General features: G+C 71.7%; 23 protein-coding genes and 1 pseudogene. 15 read left to right on the forward strand and 9 right to left on the reverse strand.

Annotated features, from left to right (window positions below; genetic code table 11):
- Positions 1-99: pseudogene (locus tag ACH4FX_RS36520) on the forward strand (IS5/IS1182 family transposase); the annotation flags it as partial.
- Between the two features lie 657 nt (positions 100-756).
- Here ACH4FX_RS36520 and ACH4FX_RS36525 read toward each other — a convergent pair.
- The 3 genes from ACH4FX_RS36525 to ACH4FX_RS36535 are packed head-to-tail and all read right to left on the reverse strand — an operon-like array spanning position 757 to position 2368.
- A complete protein-coding gene (locus tag ACH4FX_RS36525; RefSeq protein ID WP_398485776.1) occupies positions 757-1575 on the reverse strand; it encodes a DUF998 domain-containing protein in 819 nt (272 codons plus the stop codon).
- Positions 1536-1844: a hypothetical protein gene (locus tag ACH4FX_RS36530; protein WP_398485777.1), complete on the reverse strand. Its 309-nt coding sequence runs from the start codon at positions 1842-1844 to the stop codon at positions 1536-1538. Before ACH4FX_RS36530 ends, ACH4FX_RS36525 begins: the two co-directional genes overlap by 40 nt.
- Before the next feature lie 20 nt (positions 1845-1864).
- Positions 1865-2368 carry a MarR family winged helix-turn-helix transcriptional regulator gene (locus ACH4FX_RS36535; RefSeq protein WP_398485778.1) on the reverse strand — a complete coding sequence of 168 codons (504 nt, stop codon included), beginning with the start codon at positions 2366-2368 and terminating at the stop codon, positions 1865-1867.
- A 223-nt stretch (positions 2369-2591) separates the two neighbouring features.
- Between ACH4FX_RS36535 and ACH4FX_RS36540 the strand changes: the two genes are divergently transcribed.
- Positions 2592-2966, forward strand: a complete 375-nt coding sequence (locus tag ACH4FX_RS36540; RefSeq protein WP_398485779.1) for a cupin domain-containing protein — start codon at positions 2592-2594, stop codon at positions 2964-2966.
- 183 nt (positions 2967-3149) lie between these two features.
- Positions 3150-3734 carry a DUF1360 domain-containing protein gene (locus tag ACH4FX_RS36545; protein ID WP_398485780.1) on the forward strand — a complete coding sequence of 195 codons (585 nt, stop codon included), beginning with the start codon at positions 3150-3152 and terminating at the stop codon, positions 3732-3734.
- 164 nt (positions 3735-3898) lie between these two features.
- On the opposite strand, the gene ACH4FX_RS36550 is transcribed toward ACH4FX_RS36545, so the two are convergent.
- Positions 3899-4033 carry a hypothetical protein gene (locus ACH4FX_RS36550; protein WP_398485781.1) on the reverse strand — a complete coding sequence of 45 codons (135 nt, stop codon included), beginning with the start codon at positions 4031-4033 and terminating at the stop codon, positions 3899-3901.
- Positions 4034-4447: 414 nt separating this feature from the next.
- Here ACH4FX_RS36550 and ACH4FX_RS36555 point away from each other — a divergent pair, with 414 nt between their 5' ends.
- From ACH4FX_RS36555 to ACH4FX_RS36580, 6 genes are all read left to right on the forward strand, one after another.
- Complete coding sequence (locus tag ACH4FX_RS36555) at positions 4448-4909, forward strand: MarR family winged helix-turn-helix transcriptional regulator (RefSeq protein WP_398485782.1); 462 nt, start codon at positions 4448-4450, stop codon at positions 4907-4909.
- A gap of 283 nt (positions 4910-5192) precedes the next feature.
- The gene (locus ACH4FX_RS36560; protein WP_398485783.1) at positions 5193-6023 is read left to right on the forward strand and encodes a SigB/SigF/SigG family RNA polymerase sigma factor; all 831 of its coding nucleotides are present in this window, start codon (positions 5193-5195) and stop codon (positions 6021-6023) included.
- Positions 6024-6176: 153 nt separating this feature from the next.
- Complete coding sequence (locus ACH4FX_RS36565; protein WP_398485784.1) at positions 6177-7499, forward strand: aromatic acid exporter family protein; 1323 nt, start codon at positions 6177-6179, stop codon at positions 7497-7499.
- 200 nt (positions 7500-7699) lie between these two features.
- Entirely contained in the window at positions 7700-9070 is a 1371-nt protein-coding gene (locus ACH4FX_RS36570) for a sensor histidine kinase (protein ID WP_398485785.1), read from the forward strand.
- Between the two features lie 143 nt (positions 9071-9213).
- The gene (locus ACH4FX_RS36575) at positions 9214-10011 is read left to right on the forward strand and encodes a MerR family transcriptional regulator (protein ID WP_398485786.1); all 798 of its coding nucleotides are present in this window, start codon (positions 9214-9216) and stop codon (positions 10009-10011) included.
- Positions 10008-10880 carry a hypothetical protein gene (locus ACH4FX_RS36580; protein ID WP_398485787.1) on the forward strand — a complete coding sequence of 291 codons (873 nt, stop codon included), beginning with the start codon at positions 10008-10010 and terminating at the stop codon, positions 10878-10880. Before ACH4FX_RS36575 ends, ACH4FX_RS36580 begins: the two co-directional genes overlap by 4 nt.
- A 44-nt stretch (positions 10881-10924) precedes the next feature.
- On the opposite strand, the gene ACH4FX_RS36585 is transcribed toward ACH4FX_RS36580, so the two are convergent.
- From ACH4FX_RS36585 to ACH4FX_RS36595, 3 genes are all read right to left on the reverse strand, one after another.
- Positions 10925-13213, reverse strand: a complete 2289-nt coding sequence (locus tag ACH4FX_RS36585; RefSeq protein WP_398485822.1) for a glycosyl hydrolase family 18 protein — start codon at positions 13211-13213, stop codon at positions 10925-10927.
- Between the two features lie 303 nt (positions 13214-13516).
- The gene (locus tag ACH4FX_RS36590; RefSeq protein ID WP_398485788.1) at positions 13517-14074 is read right to left on the reverse strand and encodes a 2'-5' RNA ligase family protein; all 558 of its coding nucleotides are present in this window, start codon (positions 14072-14074) and stop codon (positions 13517-13519) included.
- A 171-nt stretch (positions 14075-14245) separates the two neighbouring features.
- A complete protein-coding gene (locus tag ACH4FX_RS36595) occupies positions 14246-15436 on the reverse strand; it encodes an ABC transporter substrate-binding protein (protein WP_398485789.1) in 1191 nt (396 codons plus the stop codon).
- A 185-nt stretch (positions 15437-15621) separates the two neighbouring features.
- On the opposite strand from ACH4FX_RS36595, the gene ACH4FX_RS36600 reads away from it, so the two are divergent.
- A complete protein-coding gene (locus tag ACH4FX_RS36600; RefSeq protein ID WP_398485790.1) occupies positions 15622-16269 on the forward strand; it encodes a class I SAM-dependent methyltransferase in 648 nt (215 codons plus the stop codon).
- Between the two features lie 39 nt (positions 16270-16308).
- Here ACH4FX_RS36600 and ACH4FX_RS36605 read toward each other — a convergent pair whose 3' ends face one another.
- Positions 16309-17325, reverse strand: a complete 1017-nt coding sequence (locus tag ACH4FX_RS36605) for an MDR family NADP-dependent oxidoreductase (protein WP_398485791.1) — start codon at positions 17323-17325, stop codon at positions 16309-16311.
- A 298-nt stretch (positions 17326-17623) separates the two neighbouring features.
- Between ACH4FX_RS36605 and ACH4FX_RS36610 the strand changes: the two genes are divergently transcribed.
- From ACH4FX_RS36610 to ACH4FX_RS36630, 5 genes are all read left to right on the forward strand, one after another.
- Complete coding sequence (locus ACH4FX_RS36610) at positions 17624-18160, forward strand: pyridoxamine 5'-phosphate oxidase family protein (protein WP_398485792.1); 537 nt, start codon at positions 17624-17626, stop codon at positions 18158-18160.
- Positions 18161-18265: 105 nt separating this feature from the next.
- The gene (locus ACH4FX_RS36615) at positions 18266-21565 is read left to right on the forward strand and encodes an amino acid adenylation domain-containing protein (protein WP_398485793.1); all 3300 of its coding nucleotides are present in this window, start codon (positions 18266-18268) and stop codon (positions 21563-21565) included.
- Positions 21562-22833, forward strand: coding sequence for a cytochrome P450 (locus tag ACH4FX_RS36620; RefSeq protein ID WP_398485794.1), 1272 nt, complete (start codon positions 21562-21564; stop codon positions 22831-22833). The genes ACH4FX_RS36615 and ACH4FX_RS36620 overlap by 4 nt, the downstream gene beginning before the upstream one ends.
- Before the next feature lie 118 nt (positions 22834-22951).
- Positions 22952-24178, forward strand: a complete 1227-nt coding sequence (locus tag ACH4FX_RS36625; protein WP_398485795.1) for a cytochrome P450 — start codon at positions 22952-22954, stop codon at positions 24176-24178.
- A 161-nt stretch (positions 24179-24339) separates the two neighbouring features.
- Positions 24340-24615 carry a hypothetical protein gene (locus ACH4FX_RS36630; RefSeq protein WP_398485796.1) on the forward strand — a complete coding sequence of 92 codons (276 nt, stop codon included), beginning with the start codon at positions 24340-24342 and terminating at the stop codon, positions 24613-24615.
- 101 nt (positions 24616-24716) lie between these two features.
- Here ACH4FX_RS36630 and ACH4FX_RS36635 read toward each other — a convergent pair whose 3' ends face one another.
- Positions 24717-26609 carry an RNA polymerase sigma factor gene (locus ACH4FX_RS36635; protein ID WP_398485797.1) on the reverse strand — a complete coding sequence of 631 codons (1893 nt, stop codon included), beginning with the start codon at positions 26607-26609 and terminating at the stop codon, positions 24717-24719.
- Between the last annotated feature and the right edge of the window lie 84 nt (positions 26610-26693).

Here is a 26693-nt window from a genome sequence, read left to right on the forward strand (position 1 = left end):
AGCACCTGGAGTGCCGACGGCACCATCGAGAAACTCGGCATCCCCCTGCACCACCTGGTCCGCGAGCAGGAAGGCCGCAAGGCCGAACCCACCGCGTGCTTCGACATCACATAGTTGCGGACCGCCACCGGATACTTCCGCGCCCGTGGCAGAGCCTGGCGCCACGCAGCGAAGAACTCCTTCGTCGCCCGCGCCGACGGCGGGATCCGCAACCCGAAATCGCCGCGGTGCACAGGCCGGTTGAACGCATCAACCGGCGACTGGACCACCGCGCCGAAGCGCCGGTGAATCTCGCCGGCGTACCGCTGCTCCAGGAAGGCGTAGTACAGATCGATCCGGTTGACCTTCGAGCGGACCGTGTTGTGCCGCGGCCGTTTGCCCGGCCCCGCGAAGTACTTGTCCAGCTGCCGCGAGCTCAGGTGCCACGGCATGACGTCGTAGTATGAGCAGATCTCCAGCACCGGCTGGACCAGCGACTCCAGGGGCCGCGGTGACAGTCCCGCGACGTCCCTGGCCCCCACGTGTTCGGCGAGGGAATCCTGGAACAGGGCCCGCTCGGCTTCCGCCGATGCGGTTGCCGCGCTCTGCCGCTGCAGCGTCAGCACGTCGGCCAGGCCCGGCTCCGGCCGCTCCTGCTCGCCGGGCCGGTCCAGCTCAACTACCTCGCCACCGCTGATCAGAGAGAAGCGGCGGGTCCCGGAATCCTTCACAAGCAAGCAAATTGGAGAGAGAACTCCTGGAATCTGCGAGGAATCATCAGATCCTCACACGATCGGGTGAAGCGTTCCCCTCTGTCTCCGACCTGCACGAACAGCCACAACGCTCACACGGCCTCCCAGAGGGAACCCGTCGGCGCTCCAGTTCCGCGCGGACGGAGCCGCCGGATTCGGGCCGGACCGGGAACGATACCCAGACGTACGTGAGGAGCGCGCCGGCCGCCGACGCGAACCGGTGGCGCACGCCCCATCCCTCCTGCCGGGACCAGCGTCTCACCCACCACACCCCCAGCACCGTTCCCACGCACCATACGCCCACCCCGACCCACTCGAACCAGTCGTCGGTGATCGGATTGAGCGGCCCCCAGTACGCACTCGTCACGACCAGCGCCGCCGCCCCCGCCCGCCACGGCGCGGGCGCCCGGCCCGGCAGTCGCGGCAGCCGGCGCGTCCGTACGGCGAAGGCCGCGGCGACCAGCGCGGCGATGGCCAGGAAGGCGCCCGTGAGCTGGGCGGGTGAGGCGATGAACCGCTCCTCGCCGTAATTCCCCCGGAAGACGAGCACCGCGCCCGCGACGAACACGGCGGCCACCACCGCGAGCCCGGCACGGCCCAGCCACGGTTCGCTGCGCCGCGTCCGGGTCAGGGTCTCCACCAGGGCGATCGGTACGCAGATGCTCCACACCGTGTGCAGCGCCAGCACCGTCTGGGGCAGCTCCACGCTCATCCCCAGTGACGGGAGGTAGGACGGCCCGTGCAGCAGGTCGTTCCCCGCGTACGAGTCGTTCCACAGCATCTGGTCGACCGGCCCTTCCTCGATCAGCGCGTACGCCGCCGCCAGCAGCCCATGGTCGGCCATCCGCCGCCGCTGCGCCGGCCCAACTCCCGTACCAGGAGTGCCCCGCAGCCGTGCATCGGGGCCAGCACCAGTCCGAGGGGCAGCTCGGCGAGGGTGAGGTTGCCCAGCAGGAACTCACCGACGAACGGGGCCAGCAGGAAGAGGGCGAACGCGGGGGCGGGGCGGCGCGGAGCGGGCAGGGCGCCGACGGTACCCCCGCGCGCTCGACGCTGCTGTACCCGGACCGTGCCACCCTGCTCCGGCGCCGGATGACGCGGCATCCTCACCACGACCGAAGGGTGTGCGGGACTCACCACACCGGGCGCAGCGGGACCTCGGTGCCGCCGTACGTGTGGCGGAGGTACGTCTCCAGGTCGGCGCGGACCGCCGCCAGACGGTCGGCGCCGATCAGTCCGGCCCACTCCTGCTCGGCTTCGGTCCAGAGCTGATCGGCCTGGCGGAGGTAGTCGCGCCCGCGCTCGGTGAGGGCGAGGATGTGGGCGCGGCGGTCGCGTGGGTGGGGGTGGCGTGTCAGGTACCCCCACCCCTCCAGTTCCGTGACGGCCTTGGAAGCGGCCTGCTTGGTGATGCCCAAGTAGGCGGCGAGGTCGACCGTGGTCGCGTCGGTGTGCGCGGCGAGATAGCGGAAGGTGTACCCGTGCGCGGGGCGCAGCGGCTCGCGGCCCAATTCCGCCAGCCGGCTCTGGAACCGGTCGTTCATCGCCCGGAAGGCCATCGCGAGCAGCAGCGGGACCTGGCCGGGCAGGTCGCCCGGCCCGCTCTTCGGCCTCGGCTCGTCATGTGGGGCGTGCACGGCCACGGTTCTCCTTCCGCGAAGCGGTTTCGGCGGACTCTCGGGGGTCTCTCGGTCGTGGTGCCGCGGAACGACGCCAACGCAATCCTGGTAGACAGCCTGGTTGACCATCCCCGTTGCCACCCCTACCCTCCAACAAGACAACCAAGTTGTCTACTGCGGGGTCCGCCGAGCCGGCGTCCCGCCTCCCCGTCGTTCCCCTCGCACCCGTGAAGGACGTGCCATGCCCTTGTCCACTGGAGCCGACGCTCCGACCTTTGAGCGACCCGGCTTCACCTTCCGCCCTCTCGCGGTCCCCTCGCGTGGCAGCACGGAACTGGCGGTCTGGGCGCTGCACGCGGCGCCCGGCGCGACCAGTGAGCCGCACAGCATGGATCGCGAGGAGGTTTTCGTCGTACAGACCGGCCGGATAGCGGCGACCGTCGGCGGCGAGGAGGTCGTCGCCGGGCCGGGCGACGCCGTCATCGTGCCTCCGCACACCGAGCTGCACCTCCGCAACGCCGCCGCCGACGCGCCCGCGACCGTCAACGTCATCACCTCGGCCGGGATGCGGGCCACTCTCGGAGACGCGACATTCCCGCCCCCGTGGGCCCAGTAGGCGCCTGCGTACGGCGCGGGTGAGGCCGGGTGGCCTGGCGGCGGAGTCGCTGCACGAGGGCTCCGCCGGGCTGCCGCACGTACCTCTTTCGGCGACGCGTTCGGCCGCATCTCGGCCTCCGGGCGTGCACCGGGCGGCGGCGGGGGTACCGGTCCACCCGGCAACGTCGTCGTAGGAGGCACCATGGCATTCAATCCGCTCCCGGAAGAGGGCAAGCCCGGCGGTACGGGGGACCGCGTCGGCTCGGCAGCGGCCGGGGGCCACCGGCACTGCGGAGCGGGCCGCGGGGGCGAGGTGTACGCGCCGGGGGAGGGGATTCCCTTGCGGGGCTACGCCGTGCTGGCGGGAAGCTACGCCGGAGCCACGGCCCTGTTCGCCCTGGGTTTCCGGAAGTCCGGGCGGACCTTGCCCTCCCGTATCCCCCCGTGGGATCTGCTGCTCCTGGGCACCGCGACGTACAAGGCGTCGCGGCTGCTCGCGAAGGACAAGATCACCAGCCTGGTGCGGGCGCCGTTCACCCGGCGCAAAGAGGCCATCAGCGCCAGCGAGGTCATGGACGAGCCCCGCGGACACGGCCTGCGCCTGGCCGTCGGCGAACTGCTCGCCTGCCCCTTCTGCCTCGCCGCCTGGATCAGCACCTCACTGGTCTGCGGTTACACGGTGGCGCCCCGGGCCACCCGCCTCGTCGCCGGCGGCCTGAGCGCCGTGACGATCTCCGACTGGATGCAGTACGCCTGGAGCATCACCCAGGAGCGGGCCGAGGGATGATCTGGGGGCGCGGTACGCGGCCGGGTGCGGGGGAGTCGCTGTGCCGGGCCCCTCGGGTGCGTCGGCTCACCCGACCCGTCGCGGTGCCGGCGTCCAGCACTTCCGACGTCCAGCGCTTCCGGCGTCCGGGACTCCCGGGGCCCGGGGCGCCGGTGCGCCCGGTGTCAGAGGACCGGTGGCTCCAAGGCGTAGGTGGTGCCGCAGGCGCCGCACGCGAAACGGCCGTTGAGGCCGTCGTTGGCGCTTTGGCACTCCGGGCACGTGGCGGAGGTGAAGTACGGGGGGCGGGGGTCACCCACGCCCGTGCACTCCTCCGCTGGGACACCTTGCTTTTCCGTCATCCGGACGCTCCGCAATTGCACGACCATCTGCCGTCGGGCCCTTGAATGACCTCGGCACCGCATCGGCTGCAACTCATGATGCCCTCCCCCGCGCCCCCGAAGTCCGCGACTTCCCCAAGGAGAGAGTGTGCCTACAAAAACATCACAAAACCCCCTGGGAACGGTTACGCGGAGGCCGTGGTCGCGCAGTACCGGCGCACGGTGCCCGTACCGGAGCGTGGGTGGCTTCCAGAGGGCGCAGACGGAATCGGGGCGCGCCCCCGTTTGACGCCCCCTGGAGCTTGGGGCGAGACGCACCGGAGGCGACGCGGGTGTCCTGCGCGGCCTGAGAATCAGGAAGCCGCGCCCGACGGGGTGTGTCAAAATACTGACATGAAAGACCGGAAGCCCGTAGCCCCGCCGCACCCCGCCCAGGACGTCACCGAGCATGTGGGCTACCGCCTCAAGCGCTCCGCCGCGGCGCTGCGCGGCGCCATGGACAAGGCCCTGCGCGAGCACGGCCTGACCGTACCGCAGTACGCCTGCCTCGAACTCCTCGACCAGCAGCCGGGCCTGTCCAACGCCGAACTCGCCCGCGGCGCGTTCGTCACGCGCCAGTCCATGAACGTCGTGCTGCGCGGCCTCCAGGACGCCGGGCTGGTCGCCCGGCCCAGCACCACCGACCACGGCCGTGCCCTCCCCGCCCACCTCACCGAAGAGGGCCGGGGCCGTCTCGACGCGGCCCGCAGCGCCGTCTACGCCATTGAGGGGCGGATGATCGACGCCATCCCGCCGCGCCGCCTGGCCGCCCTCCTCGCCGACCTCGACCGCATGACGGCGGCCCTGGGCGGCTGAGGCCGCCGACGCGCCGGCCGCCGGCTTCCGTGGCGCGGGCACTGTCGCCGTGGTCATCGCCGCGTACCCTCGCCCGGCACTCCGCCCCGCCCGTGACCCACACCACAGCGATGACGCCGTGGCGCCGGGTGTAAGGGGCGCCGGCCGGGACACACGAGCGGCAGTGCTTCGGAACCGTAGGCACCCTTCCCCTTTCCGGGCGAGGGGTCCGTCTGCCGTTTTCCGGACCCGGCCTCTCGCCCGCCTGCGGACACCACCCTTGAGCGGCAAAGGAGAGCCGGCGATGGCCACCCCCGCGACCGCGCGCCCCGGCGAGCGCGGTGCCCACGATGTCGACACCAGCGACGAGTTCCGTCTGCTGGCAACGCTGGAGGACGGGCCGGTCAGGGAACGGATACGGCAGCGCGTCATCACCGCATGGCTCCCGATGGCCCACCGGCTGGCGTACCGGCTGCGGGAGCGCGGCGAACACCTGGACGACCTGAAGCAGGTCGCCGCCCTGGGCCTGGTCAAGGCCGTCGACCGCTTCGATCCCGACCGCGCCGACGCGTTCGAGCAGTTCGCCGTCCCCACCATCACCGGCGAACTCAAACGGCACTTCCGCGACCACACCTGGCACGTCCACGTTCCGCGCCGTATCCAGGACCTGCGCAACAAGGTCCGCATCGCGGTCAAGGAGCTGAGCACCACCCTGGACGGGCGCACACCCGGTACGGAACGGATCGCCGCGTACACCCAGCTGTCCGAACAGGACGTCACCCTCGGGCTGAGGGCCCTGGAGACCTACCGGTCGCTCTCCCTGGACGCGGCCCTCGATCACGGCGACGGCGGCGGCTCGGAGCACCCCACCCTCTTGCACGTCCTCGGCGCGCTCGAAGACGCCTTCGCGCTCGTCGAGGACCGCGAAGCGGTCAAGCCGGTCCTGGCCCGGCTGCCCGAGCGCGACCGCCGCATCCTCTACCTGCGGTTCTTCCAGGACATGACGCAGAGCGCCATCGCCGCCGAGCTGGGCGTCACGCAGATGCACGTGTCCCGCCTGCTCAACCGGGCGCTCACCCGGATACGGACGGAGGTGTCACGGGCGCCGGCGGGCACGTACCGCGCGGCGGCCTGAGCCGGAACCGGAAGCGGCACCGTGCGACGCGGCCCGGCCCTCGTCGAGGAGCCGGGGACGGTACCGCGCCCACGGGGTACCGAGCCCACGGGGAACCGAAAGGAAACGTACGGTCCGCGGACAGCGGCGGACCGGATGAGGAACGGAGCGTGCATGGCCGGTCAGGCACGGAAGCAGCAGCACGAGGCGCACCAGCGGAACCGCCGGACGGAGCGGCGGGGGACGGGCACCGACGACGAGGAGCCCCGTACGCACCGCGGCGCGACCGGGACCAGAACCGAGACCGGGGCCTGGGCCTTCCACCGGGAGGAGCCCGCGGCGCAGGGGCGGATCGCTCGCGTACGGCAGTGGTGGGCCCGGGCCTGGGGATCGGCGGGCCACGAACGCCACACGCTGCTGCTGATCGGCAAGAGCACGCTGGCGGCGACCATCGCCTGGTTCTTCTCGTACAACCTGCTCGAAGCCGAGTCACCGGCGTTCGCGCCGTTCTCCGCGGTGCTGATCATGCAGGTGACGGTGTATCAGTCCCTGCTCCAGTCGCTGCGGTACGTGGGTGCGGTGGCGACCGGAGTCGCCGTACAGGCGGCCCTGGGCTACTTGGCCGGTCCCGACCTGCTCACCTTCGCGCTGGTGGCGGTGGTCGCCCTCACCATCGGCCGGTGGCCGGCCCTCGGGTCGCAGGGCTCGCAGGTGGCAACGGCGGCGTTCTTCGCCTTCTCCACCTATGTCACGGCCCCGGCCGGCCTCGGCAAGATCACTCACCTGGCGCAGATCATCCTGCTGGTCCTCATCGGGTGCGGCGTCGGCGTGATCGTCAACGTCACCCTGGTCCCGCCCCTGCGCTACCGCAGTGCCGAGCACGGCATCCATACCCTCGCCCGCGCACTGTGCGACCTGGTCAGCGACATGTACCCGGCGATGCGCCAGGGGGAGATGGAGGAGGAGCGGATCAGCCACTGGCGGGGTCGGGCCGAGCAGACCGGCGAGCTGATCCGGCAGGCCGAGAACAGGCTGCGGACGGCGCGCGAGAGCCTCTACTTCAACCCCCGCAGCCGGCTGGGCCGCTACCGGGACCCCAAGGGCTTCGAAGGGTACGGCGCGGTGCTCAAGGCGCTGGAGCGGACCATGTACCAGATGGCCTCGCTCATCCGCAGCCTCGACCAGTGGCGCCAGGACGGCAGCGACCGCGACCGGCGCTTCCTGTGCAACTACGCCGACTTCCTGGAGGCCGTCTCCCGGATCGTCCAGGTCCTGGGAGAGCTGGACGAGGACACGCTGGCCGACCAGACCGACGAACTGTGCCGGCTCGCGGACCAGGCACAGCGGTGCTGCCGCCAGGTGACGGACCAGGCCGAACAGGACGGGCTGCCGCTGACCAACCCGGCCTACCCGTACGGCGTGCTCGTCGTGGAGGCCACCCGGCTGATGGACGAGTTCCGGTACACCTGCGACGTACTCCGGAGACAGGCCGCGTAACTGCGCCCGGCACCGCCCTCGACCGCACCTCACCCGCGTCCCTTACCGCCGACTTACGGCGTGCCGATGCAGGATGGGTGAAGCTTGACATGTGCCGTGCCGCGCTTCGCGGTACCTGAGGAAGGACCAGCAGTGCGCCTGTACACCGCCCCGGCCCCGGCCGTCGTACCCGCTTCGCCGGGCCACCGGGGCTGATCGCCATGGTTGCCCCTTCCGAACCGCCACCGCCCGCGACCGTAAGCGCGGCCACACCCACGACCACACTCGCGAAGTCCGGCACCGCCTCCCACACCGGCCCCGGTCTCGACCTCGCCCGCGGACCGGTGCAATGGTTCCGGCCCACCATCCGGATACGGCTCACGCTGCTCTACGGCGGCATGTTCCTGATGGCAGGTGTGGTGCTCCTCGCGATCATCTACATGTCCGCGGCCAACACCCTCGAAGAAGGCTCCCTGGAACTCCGGGTTTCCGGCACCGACATCACACTCGGCAACGCCAATTGCCGTGCTCAGCAGTCGGGCGGCACGGCCGACGACATCAACGCGGCGATCGGCCACTGCCTCCGCGACCAGCGCACACAGGTCCTGAAGACGTTCCTCAACCGTTCGCTGCTGGCGTTGCTGGGGCTGACCGTGGTCGCGTTCGCCTTCGGGTATGCGATGGCGGGCCGGGTGCTGTCGCCGTTGGGCCGGATCACCCGTACCGCGCAGCGGGTGGCGGGTTCGGATCTGCACCGCCGTATCGAGCTGGGCGGTCCGGACGATGAGCTCAAGGAGCTGGCGGACACCTTCGACGAGATGCTGGACCGGCTGGACCGGGCGTTCGAGTCGCAGCGCCGTTTCGTGGCCAATGCCTCGCATGAGCTGCGGACGCCGTTGGCGATCAACCGGACGCTGCTGGAGGTGCAGCTGGCCGATCCGGATGCGTCGCCGGAGCTGGCGCAGCTGGGCAAGACGCTGCTGGCGACCAATGAGCGCAGTGAGCAGCTGGTGGAGGGGTTGCTGCTGCTGGCCCGCAGCGAGAACAAGATCGTGGACAAGAAGCCGGTGGATCTGGCCGAGGTGGCCTCCCGGGCGCTGGATCAGGCGCGGGCCGAGGCGCAGGCCAAGGGGGTGGAGATCCGGGGGGTGCGTCAGCAGGCGTTCGTGCAGGGCAATGGGGTTCTGCTGGAGCGGATCGCGCTGAATCTGGTGCAGAACGCGGTGCGCTACAACGTGCCGCAGCGTGCGGCGTCCTCGGAGGAGGACGGCGGGGGCGAGGCGGGGTGGGTGGAGGTCACCACCGAGCCGCAGCCCGGCTGTGCGGTGCTGGTGGTCACCAACACCGGTCCGGCGGTGCCGGCCTATGAGGTGGAGAACCTCTTCGAGCCCTTCCGCCGCCTGCGGACCGAGCGCACCGGCAGCGACAAGGGCGTCGGTCTGGGCCTGTCCATCGTGCGCTCGGCGGTACGGGCCCACGGCGGCACCACCACCGCCCAGCCGCGCGAGGGCGGCGGCCTGATCATCCGCGTCGTCCTGCCGAACGAGGACCGCACGAGCCGCGCCCGAGGCGCCCATCAGATCACGGTGTGACGACGCGGCCCGAATGCCGGACACAGGCCGGAATTCCGGGACGGCGGGGGCGCCCGAGACCGGCAGCACTTCCCGGTACTCCGGTCGGCCCCGCGCCCCGTGCCGCTTGACCTTGTCGCAACGACAACGTTTCTACTGCTGTCATGCGAATCGGAGAGCTTGCCGCAATCGCCGGCATCACCACCCGCGCCGTACGGCACTACCACCGCATCGGGCTGCTGCCCGAGCCGCCGCGGCAGCCCAACGGATACCGTGAGTACTCGCTGCGCGACGCCGTCGAGCTGGCCCGGATCCGTCGGCTGACCGAGCTGGGGCTGAGCCTGGACGAGGTGAAGGACGTCCTGGCGGACGACGCAGGCAAGGACCTCGTCGAGGTCGTCGCCGAGCTGGACGCCGACCTGGCCCGCCAGGAGGAGGCCATCCGGCAGCGCCGTGCCCGCCTGCGCGAGCTGCTCCAGCAGGCCGGCCGGACCGGGCGGCTGCCCGCCGAGGCCCCCGTCTCGCCCGAGCTCGCAGCCGTCTTCGAGGACATGGCCCGCGCCTCGGCGAGCCTGCCCGGCCCGGAGCCGGCGATGGCGGCCAAGGAGCGGCAGCTGCTCGCCCTGCTGGAGACCGGGTCGCCAGGCGGCGACCGCAGCTGGCTCGGCGCCATGGTGCACAGCCTCACCGCCGACCCGGAGGCCGTCCGGCGCGCCTACGCGGTCTACGCACAGCTGGACGAGCTGGCCGAGGCCGCCGAGGACGACCCGCGGGTGGAGGAGACCGCCCGGGCCATCGCCGGCAGCATCCCCGACGAGGCGCTCCAGGCGATGACCGTACGGGAGGACGGCGACGCGGGCGCGCACGGCGCGTTCGCGGACGCCTTCTTCGCGGACTTCGCCCCCGCCCAGGCCGCGGCCGTGCGCCGCGCCATCGTTCTGCTGCGGGAGCGTGCCGGGTGAAGACGTTGCGAAAGACCGTACGCCGGGCGTTTGCCGCACTGCTCCCCGGCGAGGCGGTACTCGTCCTGTGCGTGGCCGGTGGGGTGCGGATACCCCCGGCCGTCCGGCTGACGGTGGAGCTCGCGGTGCTCGCTCTCATGGCCGCGGCGGCCGTACTGCTTCTGACCGACCACCGCCGGCACCGCCGGGACGGCCTCGGCCACCGCCGCGCCGTCCGCGCCGCGCTCGCCGACACCGTCCCGGCGCCCGTACGCAAGCTGACCGCCCATGAGGTGTTCCTCTCCACCAGCTTCCTGCGCTGGGTGACCCGCCGCGGCCCGCACGGCGTACGCGACGGCGACCTCCCCGTCCCCTACGCTCCGGGACAGGTGTCGGTCATGTACGGCTTCCTCTTCGTCTGCATCGTCGAGACCGTGGGCCTCGCCTTTCTGATCCCGTGGCCGGTGGTGCACGCCGTCACGCTCGTCCTCGACATCTGGGGCTGCTACTTCGTCCTCGCCCTGCACGCCTCCTGCGTGGTGCGCCCGCACGTGATCGGGCCCGACGGCTCGCTGCGCCTGCGCTACGGCGCGCTGCTGGACATCCGGATTCCGGCCGACCGGATAGCGTCCGTCCGTCTGGACCGGCGATTCCCGGACGGCAAGCTGGCTGCCGTGGACGGAAACGGCGTCGCCGACATGGCCGTGGCCGGCATGACGACGGTCACCGTCGAACTCACCGAGCCGGTGCGGTACGTACGGGCCCTGGGCAAGCTCGCCGAAGCCCGCGCCTTCCGCTTCTACGCCGACGATCCCGCGCCCGCCGTCGCCGCACTGAGGGCGGGCCGCTCGTCCGCCGGCACTCCTGGCTCCGCGGCTCGGGCCGGGTGACGGCCGTGGCCCGGCCGTCACCCGAACGCGTGCTCCGGCCCCGGCTACGGCAGGCCGCCGGCGATGGCCTTCATCAAGGTGCCCGTCGGGGTGTCACCGGACATCTCCCAGACCATGGCGCCCAGCAAGCCCTTGGACTTGACCCAGTCCGTCTTCTTCCCGATCGACCAGGTGTCGTCGAAGGACCACCACTGACCGTTCGTGCCGGTGTACCCGTATGTCGAGACGGACTGCTCATCGTGGTGGACGGTCATGTTCGGCACGTTCGCCAGGAGGTTCTGATAGCCCCGGATGCCCGCCTCCTCGGGGAACTGGCCCGGGGCCGCGCCGTCCGCCGACTGCCATTCGCCGTGCACCCCGCCGTCCGCGACGGTCTTCCAGCCACGGCCGTAGAACGGGAACCCGATGGTCAGCTTGCGCGGGGCGACCCCCGCGTCCGTGTAGGCGCGCACGGCGTTCTCGACGCTGAAATGGAAGTCGTACGGGTCCTGGACATCCCGGTACAGGTTGGCCTGGTGGCCCGTGCGCCTGGGCTCCCAGGAGTTGTCGCTGCCCGAGCCGTGGAAGTCGTAACCCTGGACGTTGGCGTAGTCCAGCGATGTGAAGATCGTGGACAGGTCCCAGCCCTGCTGGATCTTGACGGGGTCGGCGGGGGTGAAGGCGGTCAGCAGCTTGTGCTCGCCGCCCAGCGCGTCGAGCTGCCGGCGGAACTCCTTGACCAGCAGCGCGAGGTTGGCCTTGTCGTCGGGGCTGTAGTGGTTGCCCGGATGGCCTTCGGCACCCGGCCACTCCCAGTCCAGGTCGATCCCGTCGAAGATGCCCGCGCCCGTCCCGGGGCCGCCCGCGCCGTTGTAGACGGGCAGATTGCCCTTGATCCACACATCGATGCAGGAAGCGACGAACTTCTTGCGGGAGGCGTCGGTGGCCGCCGCGTCGGAGAAGAACTTCGAGTACGTCCAGCCGCCGAGCGACATCACCACCTTCAGATGCGGGTGCTTCGCCTTCAGCTTCTTCAGCTGGTTGAAGTTGCCGCGCAGCTTGCCCCAGCCGTCGTCGGCCACCCCGTCCACCGATTGCGCGGCGGGGAACGCACGCCCGTAGTCGGCGTCCGCGTCGCCCGCGCCGGTGCCCTCGTCCGGGTCCTGCGGATTGCCCGAAACGCCTTTGGTCACGCCGGCCAGACAGGTGAGGTTCTTCGGATCGATGTTGGCGAAGGCGTAGTTGATGACGTCGAGTTTCGCGGCGGCACCCGAGGTGTCCAGGTTCTTGACGAAGTACTGGCGGCCGTAGATGCCCCACTGCGCGAAGTAGCCCACCTTCAGGTACTTACCGGGTCCGGCCACGTCGTCCGTGGTGACGGTCAGGGCGTGGGAGGCGGGCGAGGCGTTCTCGGCGGCGTCGCGCGCCTTCACGGAGAAGACGTAGGTGGTGGCGGGCGTCAGGCCGCCGACCGTGGCGGTGGTGGTGCCGCCGGGGACCGTGGTGGCCAGTTCGGCGCCCCGGTAGACGTCGTACGCGACCACGCCGACGTTGTCGGTGGCCTTGTCCCAGGCCAGGGAGACGCTGGAGGAGGTGGTCGCGGTGGAGCGCAGGCCACCGGGTGCGGTCGGCGGTACGGGGTCGCTCGCCGGGTCCACGGTGTGCGCGGTCACCGGCGCGCTCGGCGGCCCGGCGTTGCCGCGCCGGTCCTTGGCCCGGACGGTGAACGTATAACGGGTGGCCGGGGTCAGGCCGGTCACGGTCGCGGTGGTACCGGCGGACGTGGCGACCGTACGCCCCTCGCCGAGCACCTCGTAGGAGGTGACCGGGTGGTCGCCCTGGGCGGCGGCCGGCCAGCTCAGCGAGACGCTGCGCGCGGTGGTGCCGGTGACCTGGGGCGTGCCGGGGGCCGACGGCGGGACGTCCGGGCTGCCGTCGCACTTGTCTCCGTTGACGGTGCAGGTCGTGGGCGTACCGACGGGGCCGTTGGCGATGAACCAGTAGCTGAACGGATCGGTGCTGCCGCCGGCCGGAACGGTCGCGTTGTAGTGGGCGTTCCGGACCGTCACATGGCGGCCGTCGACGGTGGCGCCGCCGTTGTAGTGACCGCTGATGGTGACACCGGCCGGCAGGTCGAACTCCAGGGTCCAGCCGGTGACGGCGGCGGAACCGCCGTTGCGGACGACATAAGTGCCTTTCCACCAGGAGCCGTTGTCCTCGGTGGTGAAGGCGGCGGTGAGGGTTCCCGCCGCCCGGGCGGGGGAGGCCGGGCCGGTCAGCGCGGCGGCCACGGACAGGATCAGTGTGCTGAGCAGGGCCGCGGCTCTGCTGCGGAATCTGCGCCGGTCTTTCATGAGCACCCCTGTGAGTGTGAGTGGTACAGGGTGTGAGAACCGAATGCGCATCCCTGGCCGCGCAACCAGGGGGGCGGGTGTGGTGTGGCGCCGCCGGGTTCCGGATGGTAGGTCGCACCATAAAAGGTCTGGACCAAGGCGTCAATTGGTGGAGGGAGGGCGGGAGTCGGGGGATACAGGGGGATGGCCGGTGGCGGCGAGCGGCTGTCGGCGTCCCGTCGGCGTCAGGCGAAGACCGCGGCTGGTGCCGCGTGGGACGGACCATGAGCTACCGACCGGCGACTGCGTACCCGCCCCGACCGATCAGTGACGGCCCGCCAGCCGGTATACAGCCCGGTCCCGCCAACGCGCCCCGTCCCAGACGATGAGGTGGACCGCGTGTACGTGACAGCTGAGCGGCAACCGCGGCTCCAGTTCGGCCTGCAACGCGTCGTACGCGGCGTCCTGGGCGGCGGGGCCCTCGCTGTTCGCGACCGTCAGGTGCGGAGTCAGACCGGCACCGAACAGCCCCCGGTACGGCACCGCCTCGGGCCACCGTCCGGTGAGGTCCTTGGTCAGCGCGGTCACGGGGTCGTGCGGCCACGGGTCGAGGTAGAGCACGCCGGGGTAGCGCCGGAACGTGTCGAAGGTGAGCGTGAAGGCGTCGTGCCCGGCGAAGAGGCCGGTCAGTTCGCGGTCGGTCGCGGCGTCGATGCGGCTCTCGTGCAGAAACGGGTACAGCACGGTCACATGGGCGGGAAACCCGGCCCGCACCAGCGGATCGGCTTCGGGCACCTTGATGGTGAACGCGGTGTCACCCGGCACGTCCGGCCACCCGGAGGCCGCGTCCTCGCTTGCGGCGACGTCTTCCTCTGCGTACATCACATGCCATGATCGCACCGGCCGGACGCCGCACGGACAGCCCCCTCGAAGGCCCGGTCAAACGCATCGGCTACGTATCAGCTACTTGGCCACGCAGCAGCCGCGACCGCTCGCCGCCGCGTCGGGAGCGGCCCCGGCGCGCCACCGAGCAGGGCTCGCAGGACGCCCGGCCTACCGTCCCACCACCAGATCGGCATCAGCAGCCAACCCGTCAACGCGTGAAGTGGTCACCACGGCCAGCTCATAGTCGTGGCGGCGGCCCGGCTGCCACTGCCCTCCGGCGAGTGGCACGGTCGCCACGTTCGGTACCGGTCCTGCCGTCCAGTCCAAGGGCCCCGCGACCGTCTCCAGCCGGGTGCGGCCGACCGCCGCGGCGACCGCTGCCGGGTCGGTGGGGTCATCGGCGGTACGCAGGGCGTACGTGGCCACCTCGAACAGGGCGTAGGCCAGCCCCAGCGGCTGCAACCACTGCCTTCCGGTGGTCTGCTCGTACGCATCGGCGAGCCGGGCTGCGGTCGTACCGTCCAGGGAGGAACGGTAGGGGTGGGCCGGGGACCAGTAGACCAGCGTCGCCACGTGCGCCTGCGCCGGTTGCCGGCCCTCGGCGGTGACGGAGGGAGGGTAGGCGAGCCAGCGCGAGCAGGTGATCAGCCGCGGCGCGGCGCCGTGCTCGGCGGCGGTGGCGCGAAATCGGGCCAGGTCGCGGCCGGTGGCCGCGCTCGTGACGATATCGGCGCCGGCCGCGGCGAACGCTTCCACATGGCCGGTCAGGTCGTCGGCGGGCTCGGTGTAGGCGGGCGGATCCACCAGGTGGTGGCCACGGGCCCGGGCGACGGGCGCGAAGCCCCGCTGCGCGTCGCGCGACCAGTTCCCCTGCGGACCGTCGTTCCAGAGGCAGCCCACCGTACGCTCGGGACCGTCGGCCAGTTCCCACAAGTCCGCGAAGGTCTCGGCGATGGTGTCGAGCCCCCAGCAGAAGTGGTACGTGAAGCGGAACGGCGCCGAATCGCTCGCGCCGCGCCCGTAGTAGTAGACCTGCCACGGGAAGGTGCTCGACACACACGGCACTCCCGCCTCCTCGCACGCGTCGGCGACGGCCGGCAGCACTTGCGTACCGGCCAGCGTCACCACGATGTGCGCGCCTTCGTCCGCGATCAGCTCGTGGACGGCCTGTCGTGCGCCTTGTGCCGTGGACCGACTGTCGCGACTGGCCAGACGCACGCGATAGGAGCGTCCACCGTTCACGATGCGGGTGAGTTCCGGACGCAGACGGGATAGCACGAAGGCCAGCGGATCGCCCAGACTCGCCAGCCGCCCGGTACGCGCCGCCACCACACCCACCACCAAAACCGGCTCCGCCACCCGATCCCGTCCTTCCACCTGAGCCTCCGAGCGCCATGTACACATCGCTCGGGAAATAACCGGCGGATGACGACGATGGGTGCGCATCACCACTCTTTCGGCGGGGTGCGTGGGGCGTATTGCCGTGGCCGCAGGGCCGCACATGTGCCGAAAGCGAGGTTGTCGCGCCCAACTACTGTGGTGACATGGCGTTGCTGTCTCGCCTCCACCGTTTCCATCAGAGGCATCCGTGGAGCCACAATGACCACTACGGCCCCTGGGTGGCCGACTGTGTGGCCGCGTCCGGGGCCCGCAACGTCCTCGACGTAGGGTGCGGCACGGGGAATCTCGCCGCCCTGCTCCGCCGCCGCGCCGCCACCGTCACCGGGCTGGAACCCGACCCTGCGACCACCCGCGCCGCGGCGGAACGCTTCGCCGGCGACCCCGCGGTCACCATCGTCCAAGCCGACTTCGCAGCCCGCGACCGGCAGCGGCGCTGGGACGCCGTCACCCTCGTCGCTGTCCTGCACCACCTCCCACTGGTGCCCACTCTGCGAGAACTGCGCGGCTGCCTCGCCCCGGGCGGACGCCTCGTGATCGTCGGCTGCTACCGGGAGGACGGGCCCGCCGACCTGCTCGCCACCCTGCCGGCTGCGCTCGCGAACCCGGTCGTAGGGCTGGTCAAACACCCGGACCGCGCCGCTGTGACGCCCTTGCACATGACAGCCCCCACCACCAACCCGAAAGAGACCCTGCGCGATATCCGGGCCGCGGCCGCACAGGAACTGCCCGGCGCCCGGATACGCCGTCGCCTGTTCTGGCGGTACACCCTCGTCTATGACGCCCTCGCCTGACCCGAGATGCGGACTCGATATCTTCCGGACCGCCGTCGGTTACAGCTCCACGTGGAGCGTCCCCACGTGTCGGCCTTCGATCAGTTCCCGCAGGCCGCGCGGGGTGTGGTCGAGGCCCTTCAGTACGGTGCGGGGGAAGGTGAGGGTGCCGTCGCGCAGTCCGCGGCCGAAGACCTCGGTCCATTCGGGGACGATGTCGAAGTTGTCGTACAGCGTGGCACCGCGCAGAGTGATGCTGCGGGTGATGAGGGACACCGGATCGATTTCCGTGGTGGCCGATTCGCCGAGCTGTCCGGCCAGCGCTCCGATCAGCGCGATGCGCGCTCCGCGCCGCGCCAACGCGACGGCCGCCTTCAGCTGCTCGCCGCCCACATTGTCGATCACGACGTCGATCCCGTCGGGTGCCGCCGCCCGCAGCTGTTCCTCCAGGGAGCCGGCGCCGCGCAGGACGGCGACGTCGTAGCCCAGTTCCTTGGTCAGGATGTCGGCCTTGCGCTGTGAACCGGTGGAGCCGATGACCCGCGCCGCGCCACGCAGCCTGGCTATCTGGCCGGCCAGGGAGCCCACTCCGCCGGCCGCGCTGGTCACGAACACCGTGTCGCCCTCGCGGACCTCACCGGCACGTACGACGCCCAGGTAGGCGGCGGCGCCCTGGTTGAGGTGCGCAGCCGGGTAGGGCAGTTCCCGCGGGTCCAGGCGCTGGACGGCGGTGGCGTCCAGCGCCGCGTACTCCCGCCAGCCGCCGGTCTGGGTGCTGACGAGATCACCTACCGGCAGACCGCTGTCGCCCGCGTCGACGACCTCACCGACGCTCGGCCCCGGCACACACGCACCCACGTCGAACGGCCGCATCGGCAGGTCGTCGCGGCCACGGATCAGGTCGCTCAGGACGGCGGGAACGGCCAGCACCGTGGTGCGGATCAGCACCTGACCGGGCCCCGGCGCGGGCGTCGGAGCCGTTACGAGCGTGAAGTGTTCCTCGGACGGCGTGCCCGCCGGGCGTGCGGTGAGGTGGACCTCGCGGTGGGTCGCGGGGAGGGCGGGGGCTGCGGTCATGCGCTGACTCCTCGACAGGCTTCGTGGACGGGTGATGACCAGGCCCGGAAACCCGGGTGGTGGCCACTCGCTGCGGCAACGTCGGGACGCCTCCCCACGCTCCCGGTTCCGCTGCGAGCGGAAGCAGCATCGGCGAACGGCCCCGACGCCTCGCAAGAAGCGGCTTAAAACCGTCTAAAGCGTATGTTTGTCGGCCACTTGGTCGGGGAGTGATCTCCCCGTTCTCAAGATTGTTGTCGCGGCGCCTGCGCCGCACCACCACACCTCCAGCCACCGTTCGTGAGACAGGAGCCCCCGCATGCTGCCCGCCATGGAGCGTCGCAACCGTGAACGATTCCTCGCCGAACCGCGCGTCGGCGTCCTGGGTGTGACCGATTCCAGAGGCGGTGACCGGGCGCCGCTGCTCGTGCCGGTCTGGTACGGCTACGAGCCCGGGGGCGAGGTCCTCGTCGAGATGGGCCGGGAAACCATCAAGGCTCGGCTGGCCACCGCTGCCGGGCGGTTCAGCCTGTGCGTACAGGACGAGGGGCGGCCCTACCGGTACGTCAGCGTCGAGGGCCCCGTCACGGCCGTCGAGGACCCGGTGGATCCGGCCGTGCGCGAGGCCCTGGCCCGGCGCTACCTGGACGCCGAGGAGGCGCACGCGTATCTGGCGGCGACCGCCGGCCAGCTCACGGACGACATCGTCCTGCGCATGCGGCCCCAGCACTGGCGCAGCGCCGATTTCGCCGCCTTCGCGGCCGCTTTCGCCGAAGAGGGCGCTGGAGCGGGCGCCGCGGAGGGCGCTGGAGCGGGCGCCGAAGGGCGCGCCGGCGAGGCCGCCGGTACCTCCTGAGCGCCCCCTCCGGTACACCGCGGGGCGCGTCCGCCGGTACACCGCTTGGCGCCCCGTCTGCACACCGCTCCACCGCCCGGAAGTCGTTGGAACGAGAGAGGCTTGATGACCGACACCTACGTCCCCGCACTCCCGGACTCCCGGCTCGCGGCACGGCTCGCGGCCCGGCTCTCGGCCCGATTCACGACCCGGACCACCGGTACGCCGACACCCGCGCCCGGCTACCCCCGCGACAGCCGCATCGCCGAGCTGTTCGAGGCGCAGGCCGCGGCACTGCCGTACGCCCCGGCGGCCTGGCACGGGACGCGAACCGTGACGTACGGGCAACTGAACGCCCACGCCGACGCGTTGGCGGCCCGCCTGGCAACACACGGAGTACGGCCTGGCGACCTCGTCGGTGTGTGTGGCAGCCGTTCCCTGGAAGCGCTGGTGGCGCTGCTGGGAATTCTCAAGGCCGGCTGCGCGTACGTACCGCTCGACGAGGACCTTCCGCCGGCCCGGTTACGGGCCATGGCCGAGGACGCGGGGCTCGCCGCCGCCGTCACCCTGCCGGGCAGTACCCGCCGGGTGCGCGGTCTCCGCGCGTCGATCGCGGTCGGTTCCCTCGACCGGCCCGCCGACGGCCCGCCGCCCGGCGCCACCGCCGGTACCCCTGCCGATACCGCCGCCCGGGCCGGTTCCCCGCGCCCCGGCTCCGCCACCGACTGCGCCTACGTGGCCTTCACCTCCGGCACCACCGGCCGCCCCAAACCGGTCGCGCTGTCCCACCGCGGCGTGATCCGCCTCGTCCTGTCCGATCCCGAACTCGCCCCGCCCGCCCCCGGCGACGGCGTGCTGCACGCCTACGGTCTGTCCTCCGACGCCTCGACGATCGAGATCTGGAGCGCGCTGCTCACCGGCGCCTGCCTGGTTATCGCCGACCGCGAGGACCTGCTCGCACCCACCGCGCTGGAGCAGCTGATCCAGCGCCACCGCGTGACCGTGGCCTACCTGACGACCAGCGTCTTCCACCTCGTCGCGCGCACCCGCCCGGAGGCGCTGGCCCCCCTGCGCCTCGTCTCCGCGGGCGGGGAGTCGATGGACCCGCGCCTGGCCAACGCCGTGCTCGCGGCCTGCCCCGGCACCATAGTGGTCAACTTCTACGGCCCGACCGAGAACGCCGTCGTCTCCACCGCGCACCGGCTCAGCCCGCTCCCCGAGACCGCCACGCATGTTCCCCTGGGCCGTCCCTTCGGCGCCTCCACCTGCCATGTCCTGCGCCCTGACGGCACCCCGACGCAGCCGGGCGAGGAAGGGGAGCTGTACGTGGGCGGGGACGGGCTGGCCCTGGGCTACGTCGGCGACCCCGGGCTGACCGCCGAGCGGTTCGTGTCACGGCCCGCGGTGGAGCCGGGGTCCCTGCTGTACCGCACCGGCGACCGCGCCGTACGGCACGCCGACGGACTGCTGGAGTACCGGGGGCGCCTCGACCGCCAGGTCAAACTGCGTGGCGCCCGCATCGAGCTCGACGAGGTCGAGTCCCGGTTGCGGGCCCATCCCGAGGTCGGCGAAGTGGCCGTGGAAGCCGATGCCACGGGCCTGACCGCCTACGTCACCCACGCGGTGCCCGGAGGTCTGCTGCCGCTGTCCGCCCTGCGCGCGTACTGCGCCCAGTGGCTGCCCCCGCAGGCCGTCCCGGCCCTGGTGCCCCTGGACCGCTTCCCGGTGACCAGCGGTGGCAAGACCGACCGCACCCGCCTGAAGGCGGCCGTACCCACCTCCGGCCACGACCCCGCCGCGCCCCCGTCCGGCCCCGACCACGCCACGGCGCCCACACCCGGCATAGGCAACACGCCCACTCCACCCGGCCCATCCGGGGCGAAGGCAGCCGGCGGCCTGCTCGGCGTCCTGACCGACGTGTGGGAGCGGGTGCTGCACGTCCGCCCCACCCCGCAGGACGACTTCTTCCTCCTCGGCGGGGATTCCCTGCTCGCCTCCGAAGCCGTCACCCGCACCCTGTCCGTCCTCGGCCTCGACGCCGCCCTGGGGTCCACCCTCGTCAAGGCCCTGCTGGCCGCACCCACCCTCGACGCCTTCGCCGCCGCCGTGCACACGGCCCAGGGTGGCTCCGGCGGGACGGCGGCCAGGGGAGCGGCCGTCGACTTCGCCCGGGAAACGGAACTCGGCTTCGCCCTGCCGCCCGCCCACGGCCCGGCCCCGCAGCCGCACAATCCGACGGACGTCCTGCTCACCGGCGCCTCCGGCTTCGTCGGCGCGTTCCTGCTGCACCGCCTGCTGCATGCGACGGCCGCCCGCATCCACTGCCCCGTACGGGCGACGAGCCCCACGCACGCCCGGCAGCGGGTCCGTACCGCGCTCACCCGCTACGGGCTCCACCTCGGCGAGGCCGAATGGCAGCGCGTGGAATGCTTTCCCGGGGACCTGACCCAGCCCCGGCTGGGACTGGACGCCGACCACGCCGACAACCTGGCCCGCCGCCTCGACCTGATCCTGCACAACGGCGCCCGCGTCAACTTCCTCTACCCGTACGAGGAGTTGCGCCCGGCCAACGTCGACGGCACCCGCGAGGTCATCCGGATCGCGGCGCCCCGCCGGGTGCCGGTGCACTTCCTGTCCACCGTCGCCGTCGTCGCCGGATTCGGCACCGCCGGGGTGCGCGAGGTGGACGAGGACCTGCCGCCGGCCCACGCCGACGCCCTCACCATGGGCTACGCGGAGAGCAAATGGGTCGCCGAAGGAGTGCTCCGGCACGCGGCCGAGCAGGGCCTGCCGGTGGCCGTGTACCGGCCGTACGAGGTCACCGGCGACCGGACGCACGGCACGTGCAACACCGAGACGGCCATCTGCTCACTGTTCAAGATGATCGCCGAGACGGGGCTGGCCCCCGCCATCGAGCTGCCGATGGACTTCGTCCCCGTCGACCACCTCGCCGAGTCCGTGGTCCACATCGCCACGCACCGCCCGGCCGACGGCCGGGTCTACCACCTGACCAACCCGCGCCCGGCGATGCTCTCGGACGTCCTGGACCGGATGCGCGCGGCCGGTTTCAGCCTGCGTACCCTCCCGTACGACGCCTGGGTCGGCGAGCTGGTCCGCCACGTCGCCGAGAACCCGACGAGCGCCACGGCGCCGTTCGTGTCCCTGTGCGTGGACCGCAGCCGCAACGCCGACATGTCGGTCAAGGAGATGTACCTCAAGGGCACCTTCCCCGTCCTGGGACGACGCAACGCCGAGGAGGCGCTGGCGGGCAGCGGACTGCACTGCCCGCCGGTCGACTCCGGGCTGCTGGACCGCTACCTGGAGTACTTCTTCAGCTCCGGCTACCTCACACGCCCCGCGCTCGCACCCGCGCCGGACCATGCCGCGCCACGCACCGCCACGACGGGACCGGAGCGCGCCTCATGAGCCGGCCCGAAGCCCTCGTCTCCGAAGCCGCCGTACCCGAAGCTCCCGCCGTCGGCGCCTCCGCCCCCGAAGCCCCCATGCCGGCCCCCGAGGCCGAACCCGGAACCGCCGGGCCGCCGTGCGCCTACGCCCGCCTGCGGTCCGAGGCGCCCGTCGTCAAGGCACGGCTTCCCAACGGTGAGACGGGCTGGCTCCTCAGCCGCTACGAGGACGTGCGCGCCGCGTTCGCCGACCCCCGGCTCGTACGGCCGCTGCTGTCGGCCTGGCCGCCCCGCGAAGGGCACGACGCCCCGCCGCCGTGCCTGCCGACCTTCCTGGAGATGACCGGCGAGCACCACGAGCGCGTACGCCGTACCGTCCTGCCGATGTTCGGCCGGCGACGGCTGGCGTTCATGGAGCCCCGGATCCGCACGATGGCCGGGGAACTCGTCGACGCGATGGTGGCCGGGGCGGACGGCGGCACGGCGGACCTCATCGCCTCCTACGCCGAGCCACTGCCCCTGCGGGTGCTGTGCGAGACCGTCGGCCTGCCGTACGAGGACCGCGAGATCTACCTGCCGCACACCCTCGCACTCCTGGGCGCGTCCGGTCTGTCGATGGAGGAGGTGCTCGCCGCCCTGTACGCCTTGCAGGATTACGCGAGTGAACTCATCGCCCGCAAGGAGAAGGACGGCGAGGGCGAGGACTACATCCGGCTGCTGCTGGCGGAGGCCCGCCGGCCGGGCGCCAGTATCACCCGGGACGACGTCGTCAGCTTCGTCGTCACCATGCTCATGGCCGGCTACAAGACCAACATCCAGCACACGGGCAACGCCCTGCTCGCGCTGCTCACCCACCCCGAGCAGCTGCGGATGCTGCGGGAGGCGCCCGAGAAGACCGGCACCGCGGTGGAAGAACTGCTGCGTTACGTACCGCTGATGAACGCCATCAACATCCTCGTCGCGACCGAGGACCTCACCCTGCACGGGCAGCACATCCGTGCCGGTGACGCGGTCGTCCCCGTTCCGGCGTCCGCCAACCGCGACCCGGCGGCGTTCGCCGAGCCCGACCGCCTGGACCTGGCCCGTACCCCGAACGCGCATGTCGCCTTCGGGCATGGACCGCACGCGTGCACCGGCGGGCACCTGACCCGTATGCAGCTCACCCTCGCGATCCAGGTGCTGCTGGAACGGCTCCCCGGCATCGAGCTGGCTGTCCCGGCCAGGACCATCGACTGGGACGAGACCACCCCACTGCGCGCACCGGCCCGGCTCCCTGTGCGCTGGTGAAGTCCGGCGCCCGCGTGACCTCGGTGACGCGCCGGGAAGCCCCTCAGCAAGCCGGCGGCCCAGGAAGTCACCCCGGCAGCCGGCCCAGGAAACAGACCAGGAAAGAGGTCCGCACCACGTGACCACACCGCACGCGCCCGCGTCCGGACCGGGCCCGAACGACGAGCCCCTCCCGCACTACCCCTTCAGCACCCGGGGCGACCGGCTCGCCCCCGAGCTCGACGAGCTGCGCGGCCGCTGTCCCGTGGCCCGCGTCACCACCAACTCCGGGGAGCAGGCCTGGCTGGTGACCGGCTACGAGCTGGCCCGGCACGTCCTGCGCGACCGCTCGTTCGCCCGCTCCGTGCTGGGCGAGGCGGACAGCCCGGCGCAGGACGCGCCGATCCTGGCGCCCGAACTGCTCGACGCCATGAACCACCTCCAGCAGGCCGGGTTACGCGACGAAGTGCTCCAGGCCCTCGGCCGTGACCAGCCCGAGCTGCCCGCCGACTGGGTCGCGGGCAGCACCGGTGAGGGGCTGGACGCCATGGTCCGCCACGGCAGCCCCGGCGACCTCCAGCGCCACTTCGCGGAGTGGGTCGCCGCCCAGTGCATGTGCCGGCTCCTCGGCCTGCCCTTCGCGGACCACGAATGGCTCGCCGTACGGGCCGACCTGGACCTGACCATGGTCACCCCGACCCGCGAGGAACTCGCCCGCAACTGGGAGGAGATCCGCGCCTACATGGAGGCGCACATGGCCGGCCGCCGCACCGGGGCGCCGCGCGGCCTAGCGGACCGCCTGGCCGACCTCAACGCCGTCAGCCAGGGGCTGACGGAACGGCAGCTGTCGAACATCCTGGCCGTCCTGTTCGTCAGCGGTTACGAGGACTTCGCGAGCTTCCTCGGCGTCGCGGCCTTCAACCTGCTCCAGCACCCCGAGGTCATGAGCGCGGTGCGTGACCGGCCGCAGATGATGCCGCAGTGTGTGGAAGAACTGCTGCGGTGCAGCGTCGTCCTGGGCAACGCGATTCCCCGCTTCGTCACCAAGGACGCGGAACTCGGCACGGCTCAGGTGAAGAAGGGCGAGATGATCCTGCTCTCCCTGGACGCGGTCAACTTCGACTCCGCCGCCTTCTCGGATCCCAAGTCCTTCACGCCCACCCGTTCCCCCAATCCACATCTGCGCTTCGGCTACGGCCGCCATCACTGCCCCGGCGCCCACCTGGTCCGCCGCCAGTCCGACACCGCCTTCCGCGTCCTCCTGGACCGCCTGCCCGGCATCCGTCTGGCCGTACCTCCGGCGGACGTCCCCTGGCACCCGAACCGCATGGCCATCATGCCGGCCGAGATCCCGGTGACCTGGTGACATGCGCGGCCCCGGTGGGCGGTGTCCTTTGCGGTACCACTCGCCGGGGCCGGCACCTCGTCCGGCCACGCGGTCCACAGGGACCACGGGGTCCGCAGGGACCACGGGGTCCGCAGGGACCACGGGGTCCCGTTGTCAGTGGTGGCTGGGAGCCTGGAGGCATGGACAGGGACGAGGAACTGCTGCGCGGCCGGGTGTACGGCACGGACCACGACGACCCACACCCCGGGCCACGGCCGGGCCGCACTTACGCCCAGCTGGTGGGCGGGCCGCTGGACGGTCTGCTGCTCGACATAACCGGCTGGACGCCGGACCGGATCGGCACCGGCGTCGCGCTACAGACGGCCCTCGGACGGTTCGGCGTCGGCGGGCGCGCACTGTACGAGCCGCGTCCGGGCGACACGGGCTGTTTCGACTGGACCGGCGATACGCCCTGAGGCGGCGCCGACGCTGTCGACGCGAGGTAGGGCATCATCGTACGGCCCCGGACAAGGCGGCCTGACGTGTGTTGCAGGCCAGGCCGCCTTGTCAGCCGCCATTAACCGGGTTCGTCGGTGGGGGTGAGGTTGGCCCGGGAGAGCGACTGCTGAGAGGAGGTGACCGGAAGCTCGACGAAGGGGCCGGTGCCGGACGATCGGAACGATGGCGTCTCGGCCGTCGGCGTCTGCGACTTCGTCGCCCCGGCGCCGGTACCTTGGCCGGTCTGAAGCCGTTCGGCCGACCGCATGCCCGTCTGGCCCGTCTGGCTTGTCTGGCCGGCTTGGCCTTCTTGGCCCGCCTGGCTTGTCTGGCCCGCTTGACCCGACTGGCCTGCCTGGCCTGTCTGGCTCGTTTGCTTCTCGCCCAGCTGGCGGTCCTCGGCAGGCAGCTCGGTTGTCGAGGAGGGGCCGGTGGCGGCTTGCGTCGAAGCAGAAGACGAGGAACTTCCCGCCGCACCGGCAGCCGGGCTGTCCGTCTTCCCCGCCCTCGGGGCGGGCCGTGCGGCCGGCGCCGGAGCGGAACCGTTCGTCGCGGGCGCGAAGCCGGTACGTCCGAGGCCCGTGCTACGCCCGGCTTCTGCCCGCCCGGGTTCCGTACGGCGCGCTGCGTCACCGCCGGAGGCCGGCGAAGTGCCACCCGGCTCACCTGACGGGGCCGCGGAACTCCAGGGGAGCTGCGCCATCGCAGGGTCGGCGCCGCCATTCCCGTACATGACGCCCAGGCCCAGCGCGAGCGCCACAAGAGTGTTCACCGTGATGCGGCGCCCGATACGTGGCGAGCCGCCCGGCCCGCTCCGACTGCCACCCCGGCCACCGGACGAACTGCTCCGCCTGCTCTTCCCGCCGTTGCGGCGTGCCTCACCCCGGCGTACGCGCCGACTGCCCTGCGGGGACGACGAGCCCTTGACCTCCGTAACGGAGCCCCCGTCGGCCGGAGAACCCGCGGAGACCAGGTCGAACCCGTCCTCGGACACCGCGTCCCCGATGACGTCGGCGAATGCGAAGGGCGCGACGACCGGGAACCAGCGGGCGACATTGCGCGTGGCATTGCCCTGACACGTGGGGCAATGACCGGCGTGGCGCGTGACCGTACGGCACACGGCGTCCGACAACGCTTCGGTGCCGTCCGGATCGGCGAGGAAACGCTCCAAGGCTTCCAAGGCCTCTTTGGCTTCCAACGCTTCCTTGGCTTCCTTGACCTGTGGGACCCGATCGGCTGCCATGGAATTCCCCGCCGCCTCAGCGGCTGCGGCCTCAGCGGCCAAGCGCGCCACCGCGTCCGCCAGGATCTTCGCCAGCCGACCGCATGCCTTCCGGCTGCGCGGGTCCTTGGCCAGAACGTTGGACCTGAAGGCGTTCCGCAGTGCCTCGTTGTGGTCCTTGGTGGCCCCGGTGGCGCTTCCGAGACGGTGGGCCAGTTCCGCACCGGTCAGCTCGTCGCCGACGTACAGGTCATGGAACCGCTGCCTGCCGGGCCCCTGGGCCACCGCGATGTTCCGGATGAGCGTCAGGGCGCGGGCGCGCCGGACGGTGAAGTCGGCGTCGTCCTCCGCGATCTGCCGCAGACGGCGGGCCGTCTCCCGGCCGGCCGTCTCCTCCCAGTCGCCCCAGAGATCCCCGGTGGACGGGGTCCGCTTCCGCCGCTGCTCGGCGCAGCGCCGCCAAGCTACCTGGTACAGCCACGACTCCGCGGCTTCCGGATGCTCCAGTTGGTCCAGCTTCGCCCAGGCCGTGAGCAAGGTCTCCTGGACCGCTTCCTGCGCGGCATCCCGGTCCGGGAGTAAGCGCTTGAGACAGAAGCTGTACAGGCGTTGATAGTGACCTTCGTAGAGCCTTTCGAAGAGGGCGCGGCGAGTCTGCCGGTCGGTAGTGCTCTGGAAGCGCCTGACCAGGATGGCGACGTCCTCGTCGACCTCGGCTGCCGTCCTCTTGATGCCGGGTGGTACGGTCATCGCTCTGCCCCGTCCGTGTGCTCCGGCCCCCCGTAGCCGGAAAACGAGCGTCGCACGCAAGCTCGTACGGCGACCCGCCACAGA

The sequence above is a fragment of the Streptomyces sp. NPDC018019 genome (genome assembly GCF_044327805.1).
In the GTDB taxonomy this organism is placed as follows: Bacteria; Actinomycetota; Actinomycetes; order Streptomycetales; family Streptomycetaceae; genus Streptomyces.

Coding starts and splice junctions, on each gene's coding strand:
- ACH4FX_RS36525 (WP_398485776.1), bottom strand. CDS start 1,575: ATGGCCGACCATGGGCTGCTGGCGGCGGCGTACGCGCTGATCGAGGAA.
- ACH4FX_RS36540 (WP_398485779.1), top strand. CDS start 2,592: ATGCCCTTGTCCACTGGAGCCGACGCTCCGACCTTTGAGCGACCCGGC.
- ACH4FX_RS36545 (WP_398485780.1), top strand. CDS start 3,150: ATGGCATTCAATCCGCTCCCGGAAGAGGGCAAGCCCGGCGGTACGGGG.
- ACH4FX_RS36555 (WP_398485782.1), top strand. CDS start 4,448: ATGAAAGACCGGAAGCCCGTAGCCCCGCCGCACCCCGCCCAGGACGTC.
- ACH4FX_RS36560 (WP_398485783.1), top strand. CDS start 5,193: ATGGCCACCCCCGCGACCGCGCGCCCCGGCGAGCGCGGTGCCCACGAT.
- ACH4FX_RS36565 (WP_398485784.1), top strand. CDS start 6,177: ATGGCCGGTCAGGCACGGAAGCAGCAGCACGAGGCGCACCAGCGGAAC.
- ACH4FX_RS36570 (WP_398485785.1), top strand. CDS start 7,700: ATGGTTGCCCCTTCCGAACCGCCACCGCCCGCGACCGTAAGCGCGGCC.
- ACH4FX_RS36575 (WP_398485786.1), top strand. CDS start 9,214: ATGCGAATCGGAGAGCTTGCCGCAATCGCCGGCATCACCACCCGCGCC.
- ACH4FX_RS36585 (WP_398485822.1), bottom strand. CDS start 13,213: ATGAAAGACCGGCGCAGATTCCGCAGCAGAGCCGCGGCCCTGCTCAGC.
- ACH4FX_RS36590 (WP_398485788.1), bottom strand. CDS start 14,074: ATGTACGCAGAGGAAGACGTCGCCGCAAGCGAGGACGCGGCCTCCGGG.
- ACH4FX_RS36600 (WP_398485790.1), top strand. CDS start 15,622: ATGGCGTTGCTGTCTCGCCTCCACCGTTTCCATCAGAGGCATCCGTGG.
- ACH4FX_RS36605 (WP_398485791.1), bottom strand. CDS start 17,325: ATGACCGCAGCCCCCGCCCTCCCCGCGACCCACCGCGAGGTCCACCTC.
- ACH4FX_RS36610 (WP_398485792.1), top strand. CDS start 17,624: ATGCTGCCCGCCATGGAGCGTCGCAACCGTGAACGATTCCTCGCCGAA.
- ACH4FX_RS36615 (WP_398485793.1), top strand. CDS start 18,266: ATGACCGACACCTACGTCCCCGCACTCCCGGACTCCCGGCTCGCGGCA.
- ACH4FX_RS36620 (WP_398485794.1), top strand. CDS start 21,562: ATGAGCCGGCCCGAAGCCCTCGTCTCCGAAGCCGCCGTACCCGAAGCT.
- ACH4FX_RS36630 (WP_398485796.1), top strand. CDS start 24,340: ATGGACAGGGACGAGGAACTGCTGCGCGGCCGGGTGTACGGCACGGAC.
- ACH4FX_RS36635 (WP_398485797.1), bottom strand. CDS start 26,609: ATGACCGTACCACCCGGCATCAAGAGGACGGCAGCCGAGGTCGACGAG.